We start from the raw sequence: 17,299 nt of genomic DNA, 5'->3' as shown, positions 1-17,299 counted from the left end.
CGGGCGACGTCCGAGTTCCGCCTCGTCAGCGCCCGAGGATGCCACCCAACACGCCGCCGGCCCCTGACCCGGCCGACCCGCCGCCACCGGTCCCGCCGACGAACCCGCCGGGCGGGAGTTCGGACGGCTGCACGACGACGAACCCGCGCCCGGAGAACTCGAGGGTGAACCGTTCGCCGGTGCTGCGTCCCATCAGGGTGCCGAGGTTGAACGAGTCATTGGACTTCACCGAGGTGCGCAGGCTCGACGACCACGCGACCGCGGCCTGCGGGTCGGCATAGGTCGCGGCGTCGACGTTGAGGACGACCGGGGTGCCGTCGGTGGTGATGGCGATCCGGCCGCGCCCGGTGAAGACGCAGTTGAACAGTCCGGCGTTGCTCATCGCGCCGGCACCCTGCACACGGGCGATGTCGTAGGACAGCGAGGAGTCGAAGGCGAGGACGTTGGCGCCGTTGATGGTGAGGCCGTCGGAACCGTCGAGGTCGATGAGGTGCACGTCCGACGCCGCATCGGCCAGGAACAGGTCGCCCTGTCCGGTGACCTTCATCAGCGGAACGCCCTCGCCGGTCATCGCCTGACGCATCATCCGTCCGAGGCCGCCCGAGCCGAGCGCCTCGAACTTCAGGTTGCCCTGGTAGGCCACCATCGAGCCGGTGCGGGCCATGACCTCACCGGCGAGGCCGACCCGGCACATCTTGCTTCCCTGCTTCTGGATCCCCTGCCCGGTGACCTCGGCGTGGGACGGCGCGAACAGATCGCTGTGCATGGGAACTCCCTGTGGTTGGGCGGTGACCGGAGGCCGGGGCGGAGGCGGCGGTGTGGACGGTGTATTCCATTGCGGGGCCGGTGGTTCGGGTGTCGGCGGCGGCGCGGTTGGCGTCGACGCGGCCGGCGGCCAGGGCTGCGGATCGGTGACTCGCGGCGGCCGTCCAGGAGGCGGCGTCGCGGGCTCGTCGTCGACCTCGATGCCGAAGGCGGTGGCGAGGCCCGCGAGACCGGCGTCGTATCCCTGGCCGACGGCACGAACCTTCCAGACGTCGTTGCGCCGGTAGATCTCGAGGCACACGACGGCCGCTTCGCTGGTGAGACCGGAGGGGCTGAAGACGAGTTCGGTGCCGCCTCCGGTCAGCGTCGCGCTGAGGGCGCCGGCGGTCGCGAAACTCGTGGGCCCGGTCCCGTCGAGGCTCGCCGCGACGACGACCGTCGCGATCTCCCGAGGCAGCGCGGCGGTGTCGACCGAGATGATGTCGGCCGAGCCGGCAGACCGGTATCCGACGCCGGGGCCGCTGGGCTGGTTGTAGAAGACGAGGTCCGCGTCGGAGCGGACGCGACCGGCATCGGTGAGCAGGATCGCCGAGGTGTTGACCGGCGATGCCGAGCGCACCGAGACGGTCACGGCCGTCGACGGCAGCGGACGGTTCTCTCCGGCGGTCAGCGTGAGCACGGTGTCCATTGTGCCAACCATCGTCTTCGGCCGTCGGCGAAGTCGGGCCCGGCCGTCACCGCGGACGCGGTGTCGTGGAGCGCGCCAGCTCGACGACCTCGTCCTCGGTAGGCGGACTCGACGGGTGGTAGGTGAGACAGAGCGGCGTCTCGGCCTTGGCGAACCGCCCGCCCTCACTCGCGATGTAGAACGTCCCCGCCGGGAGCTTGCCGATGTCGGGAATCCTGCTGCCCTTGTTGGCGGCGAGTTCCTTGGCGCGGTCGATCTGCGTCGGATGATTGAGCAGTCCGAAGATCTGGGTCGAGGAGTTGGCCGAGATCTTGTTGTCGATGCCGGTGGGCGACTGGGTCGCGAAGATGAGCCCGAGGCCGTACTTGCGAGCCTGCGACGCCAATGCGCTCGTGCTCTTCGACGCCGCGGTCATCCGGACGGACGGGGCGAAGTTCTGCGCCTCGTCCATAACGAGCAGTCCGCCGAGTGGCCGGTCGGCGGCCGGATTCTTCTTGATCCAGGCGAACAGCGCCATTTGGAGCTGATTGACGAAACCGGCCCGCCGGTCGTCAGTGCCCAGGCCGGCGAGGTTCACGACCGACACCCGGGCCCGGAAACCCGGTGAGGGAGTGAGCAGATACCCCGGGTCGGCCGGGGCGGCGTCACCCCCGAAGACGGGATCGATCGCCATCGAGGCCTTGAGGTTCTCCGCGAGTTCGGCGGCGAGCTTCGGGGCGTCGGCGAGGGTGCTCGCGTCGTCTGGCAGTTCGGTCAGCAGTCCGACGTATGCCTGCAGGGCGCCGCCGCCGCGACGTCCGAAGGCCTCCATGGACTGCTGCAGGACGGCTTGCTGCCGATAGGCTTTCGCGCTGGTCCCGATGGCCCGGGCATGCGGGATCAGGGCGCCGACGGCGGAGTCGACCGCGGCACGGAACTCGTCGGGGTTGCCGACCACCGTGCTGAAGTCGGGTAGCGGCTGGAAACTCAATGGCCGCCCCGATGCCCGACCCGGCGTGAAGACCGCGACCTCGGTGTCGTGCAGGTAGCGCTTGGCGCGCTCGCGGTCGTCGGGCGTCCACGGACGCGGGTCGGCGTCCGGCCACGGTGTCCCCAGGCGTGCGAGGTCATTGTTCACGTCGAGGATGATCGACGAAACGCCCTGCAAGGCAGCCTCTTCGACGATGCGGCGGATCAACACCGTCTTCCCCGAACCGGATCCGGCGAACAGCGCCACATGCTTGCGCAGGGCGAGCAGCGAGACGGTCACCGCCTCGCCGGTGGCGACACTTCGCCCGAGGGTGATCGACTGTTCGCCGGCGGGTGCGGTTCGCGACGACGATTCGGCGGTGTCGTACCCCGCCGTCCCCGACCGAGGGTCGGTCGACCGGAACTCGTCCGTCGTCGTCTCGCGGGGTGGCGTCGTGGTCGAGCGTTCGTCCGCGGTGCCGGGCTCGTGGCGTTTGGCAGGCGTGTCCGAAGTAGTTGCCGCGGAATCCGTTGACTGCACGCGTGGCGCCGGCGCCTCGAGTGCGGGGCCCAGGATGTCGGTGAGAAAGGCGATCTCGGCAGCCGGGTTGCGGTCGGAGATCCACTCCCGGAGATGCGAGGGCCGTTCGGCCCGCAGTTGTGCCAGCGCGCTCAGCCGTTTGATGTCCTGTTCGGTCCAGGCGACGACCCGTCCGCCCCGATCGTGCAGTTCCTCGACCATCTGCCGGGTCTTGGGCCCGGTGGGCCAGGGATCTCGCCGCAGGATCACCAGGGTGCGTTCGATGTCGCCGAGGGTGAAACCGGAGGTCGTCGTCGCGCTCGACAGGCGCGTCTGGACGGCACGCGCGTTCGATGCCGCGATGGCACGGAAGCTCCAGGACTGCTCGATGTCCCGGTTCGGGTCGACGAGTTGTCGGATCCGCCCGTGCAGCGGACTCTTCGGTCCCGGCCGGGCATCGAGCTGCCAGCGGTCGGCGTCGCGGGACAGTGCCTGGATCCACGTCGCCAATCCGGCATGGAGGAGCGAGGGGACGATCCGGTCCTCGGTGTCGGGTACCAATGCGGGTAGCGGGTCCGCACGCCGGATCAACTCCGCGTACCGCTGGTCGAGCTTCGCGAACGCGGGATTGTCCGAGGTGGTCGTCGACGACGAGTCGGTTGACGACGACCCCGCAGACGACGACCCTGCAGACGACGATTCAGCAGACGACGAGCGCCCCCGAGCGGACGCCCCCGTGTCAGGAACGTCTGTCGTGGTGCGGGACTGGTTGATCAGGGGGAGTGTGCCCTGGCCGGCGGAGGTCTTGGACGTGGCGCCGGAGAGGTCGGTGATCTCGGCGAACGTGTCGCTGCGGAGCATCGCGGCGATCTGGCGGTCCACGGTCACCATCAGCTCGCGCGGGGTGTAATCGGTGGCCGCCGTCAGTGCGGTGTCGGTGACCGGCCAGGTGGGATGGGGCGGCGTGAATCCGACGCCGGCGAAACCCGGCGCGAAACGCCGGGCGAGCAGGAGCCGGCCGAAGTCCGCACTCGCGGGCCGTTGCAGGGTGGGTGGCAACCGGAACCGATCAACCGCTGATCGCATGACGTGTCCGGCGAGGTACTCCCACGCGGCGGTGATCGAGGAGACCACACATGTGGTCCGACTCATGGTGTCGCGCACCGACATCAGGCCGTGCGCCAGTTTCTCCACCTGTGATTCCTCGCCCGGCTCGGCGGTCTTGCCGGCCTCGATCAGGGTGTCGATCTGGTCGATCGCGAGAACCGCCGCATCGTCGAACGCGATGATCCGCGAGATGTTCTCGACGATCTCCTGATAACCGAGGCGGGCATTGCGGATGCCCCAGGCGGCGAGTTCCTCCGCGTCGTCGATGTCCAGGTGCAGAAACGCCTCGCCGAGGTCTTTGGCCGCGAAGTCGTCGGACTCCAGCAGTACGAGCGCACGCAGGATGTGCTGCGACCGGCGTCGGTGCCGCGAATGGCGGGTGTAGACGCCGTGGACGAAGTCATCGAGAGCGGCGGGTGTCAGCGACGCGCCGCCGGTCACGGCGTCACGTGTCCCGTCCGAGACCCCGGCGTCGATCGCGAGGCGGTGGAGGAGCTGATTCAGCTGCGAGCGGTGGCGGGGCGTCGGTCGGCCGAGGTCCTCGATGATCGCCACGAGCACCGAACGCCAGAAGTCGGTGGCGTCGAGCAGCTTGACGAGAAAGAAGTACCCGCCCTCCTCTTGGACACGATGCCGGACCCGGCCCAGGAGATGGGTCTTGCCGGATCCGGCCGGACCGCGCACCGTGACCCCGATCGGACTCCCCGACGGCGAACGACGGGCGTCGTCGAACGAACGGATGATGTCGACGATGGTGTCCTCGTGCAGGCCCCCGACGTGGAAGGGGTCGGCGGTGCCCCACACGTCGTCGGGGGTGTCGGCCCAGTTGAGGCGGATCGATTCCAGTGCGTGACGGGCGTCGGCGTCCATCGGATCAGCTCTCCTCGATCGCGAACAGATGGCACGGTTGCGTGCCCACCGTCACCGCGGCCGCCCGGTCGGCCGGAGTCAGCAACGCCTGGTCTTCCTGCGGGATGAGGCTGACCCCCGGCGCGCGCTGGAACTCCACCATCGTGGCGTCGAAGACCTCGTCGCTCATCCCGGGCAGGTCGGCGCGCAGATCGGTGACGAGGACGAAGTCGCCCGCCGTGACGGCCCGGGCGCGGTAGGCGGCCGCGATCTGGTCCCGGGGATCGACGGTGGACGACGCCGGGTCGGACGCAGCCGTTGCGATCGGGGTCCCGGGCTCCTCGTGGGTAGGGCGTCGGGGACGGCCGAACACCTCGTGGAGACGGAGGTCCTCGTCGTCGAGGTACCGGGCGAGGCCGGCGAGGACCGCGTACATGGCCTTCGTCGGTGCAGTCGACCTCTTCGGTGGCTCGGACGTCAGTTCGGCCGCGCACCAGGCCCACCCGCGGTCGGTCAGGGTGTGGAAGTACGCGCGGCGTGCGCCGAGTCGCGAGTCGACGAGGCCGAGGGCGTTGAGATGGTTGCGGGCCGGCTTGTCCAGCGCGGCACCGAACTCCTTCAACTCTGGGTTGGAGAGCTCTCGGGACTCGGCCAGCAGGACGAACAGCGCCGCACTCTGGATCGGCGTCAGCTGGGCGTGGTCCACGGATGCTCCTCGCGGGTCGAAGGGGGTCGGGCGGGCGTCGGTCGGGACGATGCCGGTGGTCGGGAGCGCTCGGCGATCACGGCGGCCAGCTCTGCGACGACAAGGGACGTGTCGTCGAGAACGTGGTCGTTCGTGTAACGCAGAACGAGGTACCCGGCACGCTGAAGCATGTTGTCGCGACGTCGATCTCGCGCGTACTTTACCGGGCCGCGATGATCCGCGCCGTCGACCTCCACGACCACGCGTTCACTCGGCCACAGCAGGTCGACGATCACCGCGGGGTGGAGCGGATCGAGGTCGCGCGGACTCCGGTTCCACTGTCGGTCGCGAGCCCACGGTGCACGCGCGAGGGCGCGTTCGAGGGTTTGCTCGGCATCGCTGTGCGGTGCCGGTCTCCCCGACGGACGGGAGGCGACGAGGACGGGCCTCGCCGAGGCCGACGACGGATCGTGCAGCGCCTCCACCGGACCGGGCGGCGGGAATCGCCGCCCCGCGGGTACTCCGATCCGGATGGCCGGCACCCTCGTGACCGCGGGCAGGGCGTCGGCGGTGAGCCACACGGTGAGGTCGGCGTGGTCGGCCAGCCATTCGTACGCGGCGGCGGCCGCGTGCTGGGCCCGCTCGCCCAATGCGGTGTCGGCGCGCACGGCCAGGACCACGGAACCACGTCCGTATCCCCGTCGTAAGAGAAACGTCAGCGCGGCCGCCCGGGCGTCGTCGGCGGGGCCGGGGCCGGGACGTCGCGCGCCGGCGGCCGCACGGGCCAGATGGATGACGGCGGGCGAGGGGAAGCCGGCGTCCCGGCACAGCAGGCGCGCCGTGGCCTCGGCGTCGTCGGCGTCGACCGGCAGGCCCGGCTCATGGCCCGGGAGCCAGACCGGGAAGAGGGCGACGACGATGTCCTCGAGTGCATCGAGGACCTCCCGGACGACCTCCCGGGCGGTGCGATCGCCGGGTCCGCGATGGTCCAGGAACACCGGTAGGTCAGCCGAGACCGAGTCGACGAGGTCGGCCAGGGCGAGGCCGTCGACGTCATCGACACGTAGCACATGCCCGGGACGCACGGCCGCGTCGAGAGCTGACGGGCGGATGTTCATCGACGCCGACGATATCGCCCGAACCCGACAGCCGCCCGGTGGTCACGGGTGATCTGCGGACCGCCACCACCGCTCGACGGCAGTCCACCGACCGCGGATTGGACCTTGTGGTGCCCGCGGGCACTGCGTTTGACTGGACGTCGACGGCCGCAGGGCGTCGTTGGACCCTGGCGACCGGTGAGGAGGATTCTGTGGGTGCACCGCGAGTCATCGGCCGGCCGGTGGCTCGCTCGAACCTCGGGGTGAAGCAACTCGTCACGCTGCTCGGTGAGTGGGAGAGCGGCGACGCGGCCTACGCGGCCCTCGCCGCCCGCATCCGACTCCTCATCGACGACGGCCGGATCGCGACATACACGCGGTTGCCCGCCGAGCGAATTCTCGCCGATGCGCTCGGGCGGAGTCGGACCACGGTGGTGTCGGCGTACGGAGGCGCTGCGCGAGGCCGGCTATCTGGTCAGCGTCCGGGGATCCGGCTCCGTCGCGATGCTCCCGCGGAGGGGGCCGGGCGCGGTTGCCGAGATCGACTTCGCGCACGCCGTTCCCGAACCGGTGCCCGGTCTCGAGGCGATCATCGAGCGGGTCACGGGTAACGTGCCCGACCTGCTGCGCAGGCCCGGACTCGACCTGGTCGGCGATCCGCTGCTACGCCGACGAATCGCCGAGCGATACACCGACCGCGGACTGCCCACGACCCCGGCGCAGATCGTGGTGACCCTCGGTGGGCAGCACGCCATCGCACTCGTCGCGCGGACCCTGCTCCGACGAGCCGACCGGGTGGTCGTCGAGACCCCGACCTACCCGCACGCCTACGAGGCGATCGCCGAGGCCGGCGGACGGCTCGTGTCGACGCCGGTCACCGCGGCCGGCTGGGACATGGACCACTTCGTCGAGGTCCTCAGCCGGTTGCGACCCGAGATGGCCTATTGCATACCGGATTTCCAGAACCCGACGGGTGCCTCGATGCCGTCCGCCCACCGAGAGCGGCTCGCCGACGCGGCGCGCCGGGCCGGGACCGCGCTGCTCGTCGACGAGACGACTGCCGAGCTCGACATCGATCGTCGGACGGACCATTTCCCGTTCGCCGCGCATGCGCCGGTGAGGTCCTCGGTGCCGGTGGTGACGATCGGATCGCTGGGCAAGACGGTGTGGAGTGGATTGCGGGTGGGATGGATTCGTGCCGACGAGGACATCGTCGACCGGATCGTCCGACGGCGACCCGCCGGTGACCTCGGTTCGCCGATCATCGACCAGCGGATCGCCGCCGAGGTCTTGGCCGGTTACGACGACCTGCTCGCCGTTCGTTCCGCGCAGCTTCGTACCGGCCGGGACACGCTCACCGAACTTCTGCGAAAACATCTGCCGGAGTGGGAGATTCCCGACGTGAACGGTGGGTTGGCGATGTGGGTCGGACTCGGGGCGCCGCTGAGTTCCGCGCTCGCGGCCGCCGCCCTGAACCGAGGTGTGCGGATCAGCGCCGGACCGAAGTTCGGCGTCGACGGGGCGCACGAACGCTACATCCGCGTTCCGTTCACCGAGGATGCCGACGACCTCGCCGCCGGCGTCGACGTGTTGCGGGACGTATGGGCATCACTTGATCGCCCGGGGGCGCCGGACGCGTTGACGCGCCCGGCGTGAGAGATACCGACCGTCGCGGACTGCGTGTCGTTGCCGCACCGCACTTCTCGGCGGTGTGCCGGATGATGCTGTCCGTCGGCGATGCCGTCGCCGGACCACGGCACCGGCCCGCCGGATAAAATCAGTGGCGCCGACCGGTGGGGTCGCGTCACCATGGGCGGGCAGTTGAGTCCACGGATGCGCGGTCGGCATCTACCACCAGGTCGTGATCGGCGATTGAATGCCGGCACACCATGTTCCGGCGTCAGGAGGTCGTCATGGCCGCACTGCTCCTCGCGATCGTCAGCGGCATCATCCTGCTCGTCGTCATCGCCCGCACGTTGATCGTCACCATCCGCGACGAGCGGGGACGGGTGCCGTATCGCCCCGCGTACGACACCCGACGTCCGACGATGTGACGAGGCGGGTGGGTGGCCGCGGCTACTCCGCCCGTTTGAGCACCGCGAGCACGGTCAGGAGCAGGATCTTGACGTCGAGCCAGAGTGACCAGTTCTCGATGTAGTAGTTGTCCCACTCGGCGCGGTCGGCGATGGAGGTCTGACCGCGCAGGCCGTGCACCTGCGCCCAGCCGGTGACCCCGGCCTTCACCCGGTGGCGTTCGCCGTATCGCCGGATCTGCACCTCGAACAGCGAGACGTACTCGGGACGCTCCGGGCGTGGACCCACGAGACTCATGTCCCCGCGGATCACGTTGAGCAACTGGGGTAGTTCGTCCATCGACGTCGAGCGCATGATCTTGCCGATCCTGGTGCGGCGGTCGACGCCCTCGACGCCGCCGGGTGCGCTGCCCGCGGTCGGCCGGAATTTCTCCGCGGCGGGGTCCTCGGGCCGCATCGAGCGGAACTTCAGGCAGTTGAACACCCGCGCGTCGCGACCCACCCGCGGTTGGGCGAAGAAGATCGGGCCCGGCGAGCTCAGCCGGACCAGCAGCATGAGCGTGAGGAACAGCGGTGAGATCGCGGCGAGGATCAGGGCTCCGACCACCCGGTCCCCGATGTGCTTGGTACGGAACTGCCAACCGCGCGGGTTGGTGTGCGGGACGGACATCAGGGGCAGCCCGCCGATGTGGTCGACCCGGCTGCGGCGTCCGACGACGTCGAACATGCGCGGCACGATCCACACCTTGACCCCGTGCCGGTGGGCGATACGGACGGCGGCGGTGAGCCTTTCGACATTGGTGACCGCGAAGGCCACGACCAGGACCTCGGCCTTCGTCGCCCGGATCGCGTCGTCGAGTTCGTCCACCCCGCCGAGCTGCGCGATCTCGTTGGTGGGTCCCTCGTCCCGATCGGCGCGGGGTGGCGCGCCGGCGGCCAGGATGCCGACCGGCCGGAGACCGTGCTCCGGCGCGGCCACCATGCGGCCGACCACCTGTGCGGTGATCGGCCCGTCGCCGATGATCAGCGTGGGGGACAGCAGATGACCGTTCTTGCGCAGACTCCGCTGGATGATGTCGCGGATGAGACGACCGAACGGAACCCAGAACAGCGCCGACACCCACACCTTGGTGACCGCGGCGCCGGGTCTGTCGTCGGAGTAGGAGAGGAGCAGAGAACACAGCAGGATCATCGCGGTGATCGTGCATCCGGTCATGACCCGGCCGACCTCGTCGAGGAACCGGCGATTGAGCCCCCGACGGTAGACCCCGCGCAAGGAGAAGACGATCACGAGGGTCGGCACGAAGGTGGCGAGTGTCCACAACGGCGGGTTCGCGCCGCTGCCACTCCTCACCCACCAGATCCCGGCGGCCACCGCGATCGTCGCGGACAACACGTCGATCGACACGGTCACGATCGTGCTCAGGGGATCGTCGCGGATCAGCTCGTGAAAGGTGCGCCGACCGTTGGGCGACGAGTACACCGGGGTGCGCCTCGTGGTCTGCGGGAACTCGGCCTGCGATACACGGGTCGACAAGTCCACTCCATCCGAAAGAACAGCCCCCCGTCCCGACGATTGTAGGTGTACGCGGCGGTCCCGCGTGCGCCTACCGGCCACGTGTTGGGTACCGAATGCTCACCGCCAGGTCACGAGGGCACGCGCCCGTGTCATCGCCCGAAGATGAGCTCCTGGACCAGGATCGAGAGATCGGACATGAGCTGGACCTCCGCGGTGGACCAGTGATGCGCCTCCGAGTCCCAGGCGCAGAACGTGCCGATGACATGTCCGTCGTCGTCGGCGAGCGGGATGCCGAGGTAGGCGGTCACCTCCCCGCTGACGGCGGTCGGGTGGTCGGCGAGGAGCGCGTGGTCGGCGATGTCGTCGATGATGAGGGGTGAACCGCTGACCACCGGGAGGACGCAGAGGGAGTTGACCAGCGACCGGGTGCTGGGACCGTCGGGACTCCCGGACCGGAAGGCGATCGCGGCGGTCGCCTGCTCGTCCGGTGTGATGAGGTTGACGGCGACGTGCGGGACGCCCACGGCATCGATCGTGAGCCGGATCGTCTCGTCGAGGCTGTGGGTCGGCGGGTCGTCGAGCAGGCCGCTGTCCTTCAGCGCACGCATCCGCTCCGGATCGGACAGGATCGCGCGGAGCGACCGGGCCATGTCGGGGTTGCGCCCGCGCACCGCTTCGAGGACGGCGTGCACGCCGGCCTCGGGTGACGTGTCGAAGAGTGCGGCGAGCTGGGCTGGGTCCGTGGTCGGCTCGCCATCCGGAGTGGGGTCGTCGACGGGGTTCACGGTGTTCGCACCGTCCTCGGTGTTCGAACTCATCGTCACTCCTCTCGCTGCCCGGGTCGACCCGGTCGGCACACAGCTCACGCGCAGGTGTTCGGCGGACGCTGTCCTGACCGCACGGCCCGGACCCAGTCGGTCGCCGCGGAGCCGATGTCGAGTATGCCGTGCGGCTGACCGCGGACCTCGATCGCGGTGATCGCATCGCCCAGCCGGCATCCCCGATCGATGGCTCCCGCGGTCCACGGGGCCGGGATGACGTCGTCGGCGTCGCTGTAGGCGACGAGCATCGGGGCCGAAGCCCGACCCTGGGGCAGACTCACCTCGCGCAGCCACGTCCGGAGTCGGTCGGTGGCCACGTCGTCGACCGGGCGATAGTCCTCCGGTCGCACCTCCTCGACGATGGCCTGCTTCTGCACCATCGCGGCGTCGTTGCACTCCAGGAACACGCCGAACGCCTCACGCAGCGGTCCGTGCACGTAGTCGTCGATGACGAGTTCGGGATGGATCGCCTTCAATCCCGTCAGGACCAGCGGGAGAAACGCGATCTGCTCCGGGGTGAGGGTGCCGGCATCCATCGCATCGGCCAACGGCGCGACGTCGAGCGCGGGACTCATGCTCACCGTCCCGCGCAGTCGCAGACCGCGACCGTAGGTCGCCGCGATCTCGTTGGCGTGGAACACCGCGTGCCCGCCCTGTGACACCCCGAAGCCCCACCACTGATCGCTGGTGCCGTCGACGATCATCCGCGTCGCACGCACCGAGTCGATGATGTCGTTCGCGGCGGGCGCCGGGTCGAGATAACGGTGGGGTCCTGGTGTGCCGAGTCCTCGATAGTCCGTCTGTACGACGACGAATCCCTGCTCGAGCAGCGACGCGATGAGCCCGACGGTGCCCAGCAGGTTGCCGTGCAGCGACGGGGCGCAGTTGCCCGCGATGCCGGTCGTCGGGTGTCCGACCGCCAGGATCTGCCATCCGCCCGCCGGTGTCCGGCCGCGCGGCACGAACACCGCGGCCGAGACGGGAACCAGCGCACCGCTGACCGGGTCGGTGGACAGGTAGCGGAACCGCACGGTGCGGTCGACGATGCGCCGCAGGGAGATGTAGGCGTCGGTCGGTATGGGTGATCCCACCAGATCGCCGGCCGACGCCCCCGGCGGTGCCGAAAAGCTCTGCGATGCATCGTCAGACGCCGGGCCGGCGGAGGCCGAACATGCGGCGGTCAGCAGTGCTGTGACGAGCAGGACGGCCACGAGCACGGTCGCAGGCGGGCGCCCGACGCGCCGCGACACCGTCCTCATGAGCGTGTGAGCAGCCGATCCAGCAGGGACACCGGATCTTCGCAGAGGTGGTCGAGAGCCGCCTCGATGACCGGGCGACCGACGAAATCGCTGCAGAACGTCGCGGTGAAACTGCGCGAACCGTCGATCTCGCTGACGAGCATGCTCGCCGCATCCGGGCCATCGGGCTCGACATAGGCGAACAGGTGATGCGAGGCCGCCGCCAGATCCCACGGCAGATCACCGAAGATCCCGATCCGCCCGAGGTCGCTGACCGACAGTCGTAACCGGTCGGGCACCTCGACCCGGCGCGGGACGGGCGGCTCCTCGGGTGACGATCGACGCAGGCGCGCCCGGAGTTCTCCCGCGGCCAGAACGGCCGCGGGCCAACCGGATTCGGCGACCGCACGGATGCGGTCCCCGATCTCCATCGGCGTCGCGTCGCGTGGGAAGCGCAGTGGTATGCCCACGGCGAAGTTGCCGTGGTCCTCGGCGTGCCCGGCGTCGAGATAACGGCGGCAGTCGAAGAGGATCTGCGTGCGCTCGTCGAGGGAAACGCCCTGCGCGGACAGGGCGGCGCGCCACAGCGCGACGGTCACCGCCGCCGAGGACATCCGGACACCGGTGTCGGCGATCGCACGCTTGAGTTCGTCGGTCTGCCCCGGGCGCATCGCGGCGGTGACGGCGCAGCGGGTGGCATGCCAGTCCTCGATGACGCGCGTGGGTCCGTCGGTCGGCGGCGAGACGTTCGCGGCACGCAGGCGCATGATGTCGCGCAGGCGTCTCGGGTGTCGCAGGACGTGACGACGCAGTGCCTGCCAGGCGGCGTCCGGCGGCAGTGAGCGTTCGAATCGCTCGGTCATCGGGAACTCGTGGTGGCTGGCCAGACCGGCGATCTGCTCGACGCCGAGACGGCCGTCGCCCATGCCGTGGGTGTGGTCGATGACCAGCCACTGACCACACACGAGCACCTCGAGTCGGGGCAGCGGCTCGGGACGGTTCCGCAGGCGCGTCATGATGTCGCCGATCGGCAGGTCGGCGAGGTCGGGCCGCTCGACGACCCGCGGCAGGGTCGCCACGTCGTGGGCCCAGCTCGCCGACGCCGGATCGGGGACGAGACTCAGTCTCGACGTCGGTGTCCACGCCCGGGTCAGGCGAGCCCGGATGAGGTCGAGATCCGGGGCCGTCATCGGGCCGGTCACCGAGATCGTGCGGGACGTGGCCAGTGCACGGTCGAGGACGGAGGCACGCTGCGCCCCGGCGGTTGCGGCGTTGTCAGAGCGCGGCATCGACGACCTCGCGCATCTCGTCGCGGAACCGTTCGCGCCGGAAGCGCTCGGCCCAGGCGCGGATCTCGGATCGGTCGTAGTCGTCGACGGCGAAGTCGCGCAACGACGCGGCCAGCCGCTCGACGATCTCGTCGTCGGTCCCCGGTTCGATCAGCAGACCGGTCGATCCGGGTACGACGGTGTCGAGGGCGCCGCCTTCACCGAGCGCGATGACGGGCGTGCCGGTGGCCATCGCCTCGACGGGCACGATGCCGAAGTCCTCGATCCCGGGCATCAGGACCGCGCGGGCGCTGCGATGCAGGTTCAGCAGGGTGTCGTGGGGGACGCGGCCGAGGAACGTCGTCTTCGGGCCGGCGAGCTCGCGACACTGCGGCATGGCCCGTCCGTCTCCCGCGACCACGAGCCGGACGTCGGCGCGGGCGGCCGCCGCGATCGCGAGGTCGGGTCGCTTGTACGGGACGAGTCGTCCGGCGAGGAGGTAGAAGTCCTCACGGGGCACCGCGGGATCCGGTGTGAAGCCGTCGAGGTCCACCGGCGGGTGCACGACGACCGACTCACGTCCCCAGTGCTCGCGGATGCGCTCGGCGACGGCCGAGGAGTTCGCGACGACGGTGTGCAGACGGGGCGCGGCGCCGACTTCGCAGCGCCGGGCGACCACCGACAGCGCCGACAGGATCGCGGCGCCGGCTGCCCCGCCGCCCTCGCCCGCGCGCAGCGACGGATCCCATGCCCAGCGGGCCGGACTGTGTACGTAGGCGATGACCGGCGCGTCGGTCGCGTGCACCGCCTGGGTGGCGAAGGCGTGATGGCTGGTCACGACCGCGTCGGCATCCCGCAGCGGCATCCGCCGGAATGCCAGTGGCATCAGCGGGAGCAACGGGGCGTAGCTGCGTTCGCCGAGCAGGCGGTAGGCGCGATTGAGCGACGAGGTGATCGGCGGCTCGGCCAATCCGGCCGGTACCCCCTCGGTCCGTGAGATCGGCGCGTGTACCTCGACCGTCGGCCACGTCGCGGCGAGTTGTTCGACGACGTGCTCGGACCCGGCGATCTCCGTGAGTCGTTCGTGGACGACGGCGACGCGGTCACCGGGCATTGCTGCCCACATCTCCCGGCGCGGTTCGGAACCGGTCGGAATCGAGTGTCGCGCCTCGTCGATCGTCAGACGGCGGCTGGGGTGTCATGGGTGTGGCAACCTCGGCTCTCGATGCGGCTGTGGCCCCGGCACTTTCGCCCCCGGCACGATTGTCGGGGACCGGGTCCGCGGCGGTGGACAGGGCAGGCGCGGAAGGCTGCTTCCCCGTGCGCTGCACGATCAGATGACGGGTCGACCCGATGGTCGCGAGCTGGGACAGCGCCCGGTCGGCCGCCTTGCGATCACGTCCAGCAGACGAGACGACCACAGCCGCGAGCGCGACGTCCCCGGGATCGACGCTCTGCCACCAGGGCTCGGCGAGAGGGAACCGGACGATGCGCAGACGGTGCCCGGTGGTCGCGTCGTCCTCCGGGTGACGGATGTCGTCGATCGCGCGAGCGGCGTCGATGTGGTCGCCGGTGAGGATCAGCGCGACCTGGGCGCGGCGATGGCGTTGCGCGAACGCGGGCAGCAGATTCGCCGGCAGCGCCGGCTCGCCCCGCTGTCCGTAGGTGAGCTCCGCGCCGTACCGGTGCGCCGCGCGGCGGGCCCAGATCGGGTTCGGTTTCCGGCCGACCCGCCCACGGAGCAGTGCGAGCAGCTCCGCCGCGATGATCGTCGCGGCGATGCCGGCGACCGCACCCTCCTGGGCCGGTTTGGGGCTGACAGGCACCTCGCTCGCCGACGGTGCCGCGAGGATGGTGAGCGTGTCCGACGACGAGTTCTGCAACCGGGTGAGCTGGGAGTCGAGATCGGCGAGGGTCGCATCGGATTCGACCTTCGCCTCGCTGCGGTCGGGCAGTGCGCGGTTGCGGACGCGCTCGGCGGTCACCTGCGCACGCAGTTGATCGATCTGCCGGGTGATGTCGCGGGCATGGGTGGACAGCGACGCGGCGGAGATGGCGGTGACCATCGCGCGGGCGACGTCTTCGGCCTGGGTACTCGTCGGCGCCGTGGCGGTGAAGTCCATCAGTGTGGGAGCCGTTCCCGGAGTCGTGGTGACGTGCGAGCTCAACTCGCTTGTCGTCCATCCGGTGTCGACCTGGGTGAGCACCTGTTGCAGGACGTTCTCGTCGGTGGACAGCGCCACGAACGGGGCACGCAACTGTTCGACGAAGGCGTCGCCCGGAATGATCGTGCCGGCCGGCGTGATCTCGGTGACGACCGTGGCCGAGTACTCCTTCGGGACCAATGCGGTCCGCAGCGCGAACACCGAGGCGCCGACGAGGATGCCGATCAGGATCGCGGGGACGGCGACACGGAAGAGATCACCGAAGTGCCCGAACAGGTCGACCGAGGGCGGCGCATCACGTCGCCCGGCGGCATCGAAGCTGGAGGTCACGCCTAACTCCTGTGGTGTCGGATGCCCCCCGACCATCCCCGGACATTGCAGTGTCGATCAGCTGTCAGTTCACCATAACGAAGGAAGCGGGCAATCGTGGTCGGCACCGGCGGGCGTGGCGTGTGCGAGAAACGATTTCGGAGGTCACCGCGAGGCGAGCATCGAGTACGCCTGCTTCGGTGACCAGTCGCGGCGCACCAGGCCGAAGTTGTGCTCGAGATTGTTCGGGTCGGTGCCGGCGTCTCGCAGCGAGTACACGAACAGCGGTCCGAGCCAGGGCGCGTCGCTCTGGGCGCCGATGGCTATCGCGATGCTCTGTGCCTGGACCTCCTCGGTGACGGCGTTCGTGCCGGTTCCGGTCGGTGCGCCGAACTCGGTCATCCAGATCTTCTTGTCGCCGTCGCCCGCGGCGACCATCACGTCGCGCATGTCCCACATCCGTGCCGCGGTGCTCCACGATGCCGCGGCGGGGTCGTTGGGCAGAGCCGGATAGGTGTAGGGATGCACGCCGAGTGCGTCCAGCGAGCGGTTGAATCCGCCCTGATACAGATTGCGCACGAAGGTCAGCGGTGCGATGTCGCGGCCGTTGTCGGTGCCGGGTGCGAGCCCTCCGGAGATCACCGCGACGCCGGGGACCGCGCGTTTGACGGCCGCGTAGGACGCAGCGAGCAGGCGGCCGTACTCGGCCGAGTTCGCCCTCGGCAGCCAGTAGTTCGCCAGGTTGGGCTCGTTCCAGATCTCCCAGACCGCGATCGATTCGGCGTACCGTTGCGCCGCGGCCGCGGCAAAGGATGCGAAGACGTTGGGGTCGGCGGGCCGGTAGTGGCTGTTGCGCGGGAAGTCGGACGCGCGTGCCGCCCACAGCGGTGTGTAGGTCACCAGCCCCAGCGGACACATCCCGTGGGCGACCACGGCGTTGACCACCCGGTCGATGGGCGCCCAGTTCCGTTGTCCGCGCCGGGGTTCGACGACCGACCAGTCCACGTCGAGTCGCACCGCCCACATACCGAGGTCCTGGGCGACCGACAGCTCCCGATTGAGGTCCTCATCGGACGCACCGAGCAACGAGGCACCCGGCGACGCCGCGACCTTGTTCTCGCCGTTGGCGAGTGAGCACGCAGCCGGCGCCGAATGCGCGTCGCTGCGGACCCATACGATCGCGGCGAGGGTTGCGACGAGGATGCACACGTATGCGAGGGCCGACCGGGTGGCCCGACCGTGCAGGGACCGTGTCATGGATGGTGCCTATCTGACGAGACGCGCATC

General features: G+C 69.9%; 13 protein-coding genes and 1 pseudogene. 3 read left to right on the top strand and 11 right to left on the bottom strand.

What is annotated here, in order from left to right; translation table 11 throughout:
• Positions 1 to 25: 25 nt before the first annotated feature.
• Genes MVF96_RS18135 through MVF96_RS18120 form a run of 4 tightly spaced genes read right to left on the bottom strand, consistent with a single transcriptional unit; the run spans position 26 to position 6,680 of the window.
• Complete coding sequence (locus tag MVF96_RS18135; RefSeq protein WP_226513836.1) at positions 26 to 1,453, bottom strand: AIM24 family protein; 1,428 nt, start codon at positions 1,451 to 1,453, stop codon at positions 26 to 28.
• Between the two features lie 46 nt (positions 1,454 to 1,499).
• A complete protein-coding gene (locus tag MVF96_RS18130) occupies positions 1,500 to 4,898 on the bottom strand; it encodes a helicase HerA domain-containing protein (RefSeq protein ID WP_247449946.1) in 3,399 nt (1,132 codons plus the stop codon).
• Positions 4,899 to 4,902: 4 nt separating this feature from the next.
• Positions 4,903 to 5,583 (bottom strand): hypothetical protein, encoded by a 681-nt coding sequence (locus MVF96_RS18125; protein ID WP_068972019.1) that lies wholly within the window; start codon positions 5,581 to 5,583, stop codon positions 4,903 to 4,905.
• The gene (locus MVF96_RS18120; RefSeq protein ID WP_068972020.1) at positions 5,565 to 6,680 is read right to left on the bottom strand and encodes a DUF559 domain-containing protein; all 1,116 of its coding nucleotides are present in this window, start codon (positions 6,678 to 6,680) and stop codon (positions 5,565 to 5,567) included. Before MVF96_RS18120 ends, MVF96_RS18125 begins: the two co-directional genes overlap by 19 nt.
• Positions 6,681 to 6,718: 38 nt before the next feature.
• On the opposite strand from MVF96_RS18120, the pseudogene MVF96_RS24690 reads away from it, so the two are divergent.
• The 3 genes and pseudogenes from MVF96_RS24690 to MVF96_RS18110 form a co-directional block, all read left to right on the top strand.
• A pseudogene (locus MVF96_RS24690) lies at positions 6,719 to 7,045 on the top strand (hypothetical protein); the annotation flags it as partial.
• 19 nt (positions 7,046 to 7,064) lie between these two features.
• Positions 7,065 to 8,315 carry an aminotransferase-like domain-containing protein gene (locus tag MVF96_RS18115; RefSeq protein WP_247449944.1) on the top strand — a complete coding sequence of 417 codons (1,251 nt, stop codon included), beginning with the start codon at positions 7,065 to 7,067 and terminating at the stop codon, positions 8,313 to 8,315.
• Positions 8,316 to 8,572: 257 nt separating this feature from the next.
• Positions 8,573 to 8,713, top strand: coding sequence for a hypothetical protein (locus MVF96_RS18110; RefSeq protein ID WP_189340137.1), 141 nt, complete (start codon positions 8,573 to 8,575; stop codon positions 8,711 to 8,713).
• 22 nt (positions 8,714 to 8,735) lie between these two features.
• Here MVF96_RS18110 and MVF96_RS18105 read toward each other — a convergent pair whose 3' ends face one another.
• The 7 genes from MVF96_RS18105 to MVF96_RS18075 all read right to left on the bottom strand — a co-directional run bounded on the left by MVF96_RS18105 (position 8,736) and on the right by MVF96_RS18075 (position 17,269).
• Positions 8,736 to 10,229: a sugar transferase gene (locus MVF96_RS18105; RefSeq protein ID WP_058252031.1), complete on the bottom strand. Its 1,494-nt coding sequence runs from the start codon at positions 10,227 to 10,229 to the stop codon at positions 8,736 to 8,738.
• Between the two features lie 131 nt (positions 10,230 to 10,360).
• Positions 10,361 to 11,029 (bottom strand): GAF domain-containing protein, encoded by a 669-nt coding sequence (locus MVF96_RS18100; RefSeq protein WP_058252030.1) that lies wholly within the window; start codon positions 11,027 to 11,029, stop codon positions 10,361 to 10,363.
• Positions 11,030 to 11,073: 44 nt separating this feature from the next.
• Positions 11,074 to 12,291, bottom strand: a complete 1,218-nt coding sequence (locus MVF96_RS18095; RefSeq protein ID WP_247449943.1) for a lipase family protein — start codon at positions 12,289 to 12,291, stop codon at positions 11,074 to 11,076.
• Entirely contained in the window at positions 12,288 to 13,559 is a 1,272-nt protein-coding gene (locus tag MVF96_RS18090) for a hypothetical protein (protein WP_068972022.1), read from the bottom strand. The genes MVF96_RS18095 and MVF96_RS18090 overlap by 4 nt, the downstream gene beginning before the upstream one ends.
• On the bottom strand, positions 13,546 to 14,652 hold the full coding sequence (locus MVF96_RS18085) for a glycosyltransferase (protein ID WP_068972023.1): 1,107 nt from the start codon (positions 14,650 to 14,652) through the stop codon (positions 13,546 to 13,548). The genes MVF96_RS18090 and MVF96_RS18085 overlap by 14 nt, the downstream gene beginning before the upstream one ends.
• A complete protein-coding gene (locus MVF96_RS18080; protein ID WP_068972024.1) occupies positions 14,642 to 16,033 on the bottom strand; it encodes a YveK family protein in 1,392 nt (463 codons plus the stop codon). The genes MVF96_RS18085 and MVF96_RS18080 overlap by 11 nt, the downstream gene beginning before the upstream one ends.
• 144 nt (positions 16,034 to 16,177) lie before the next feature.
• Positions 16,178 to 17,269 carry a glycoside hydrolase 5 family protein gene (locus tag MVF96_RS18075; protein ID WP_058251989.1) on the bottom strand — a complete coding sequence of 364 codons (1,092 nt, stop codon included), beginning with the start codon at positions 17,267 to 17,269 and terminating at the stop codon, positions 16,178 to 16,180.
• Positions 17,270 to 17,299 lie beyond the last annotated feature (30 nt).

Source organism: Gordonia hongkongensis (assembly GCF_023078355.1).
Lineage (GTDB): Bacteria > Actinomycetota > Actinomycetes > Mycobacteriales > Mycobacteriaceae > Gordonia > Gordonia hongkongensis.
The sequence above is the reverse complement of the archived record's forward strand: the minus strand, read 5'-3'. Positions and strand labels throughout refer to the sequence as shown.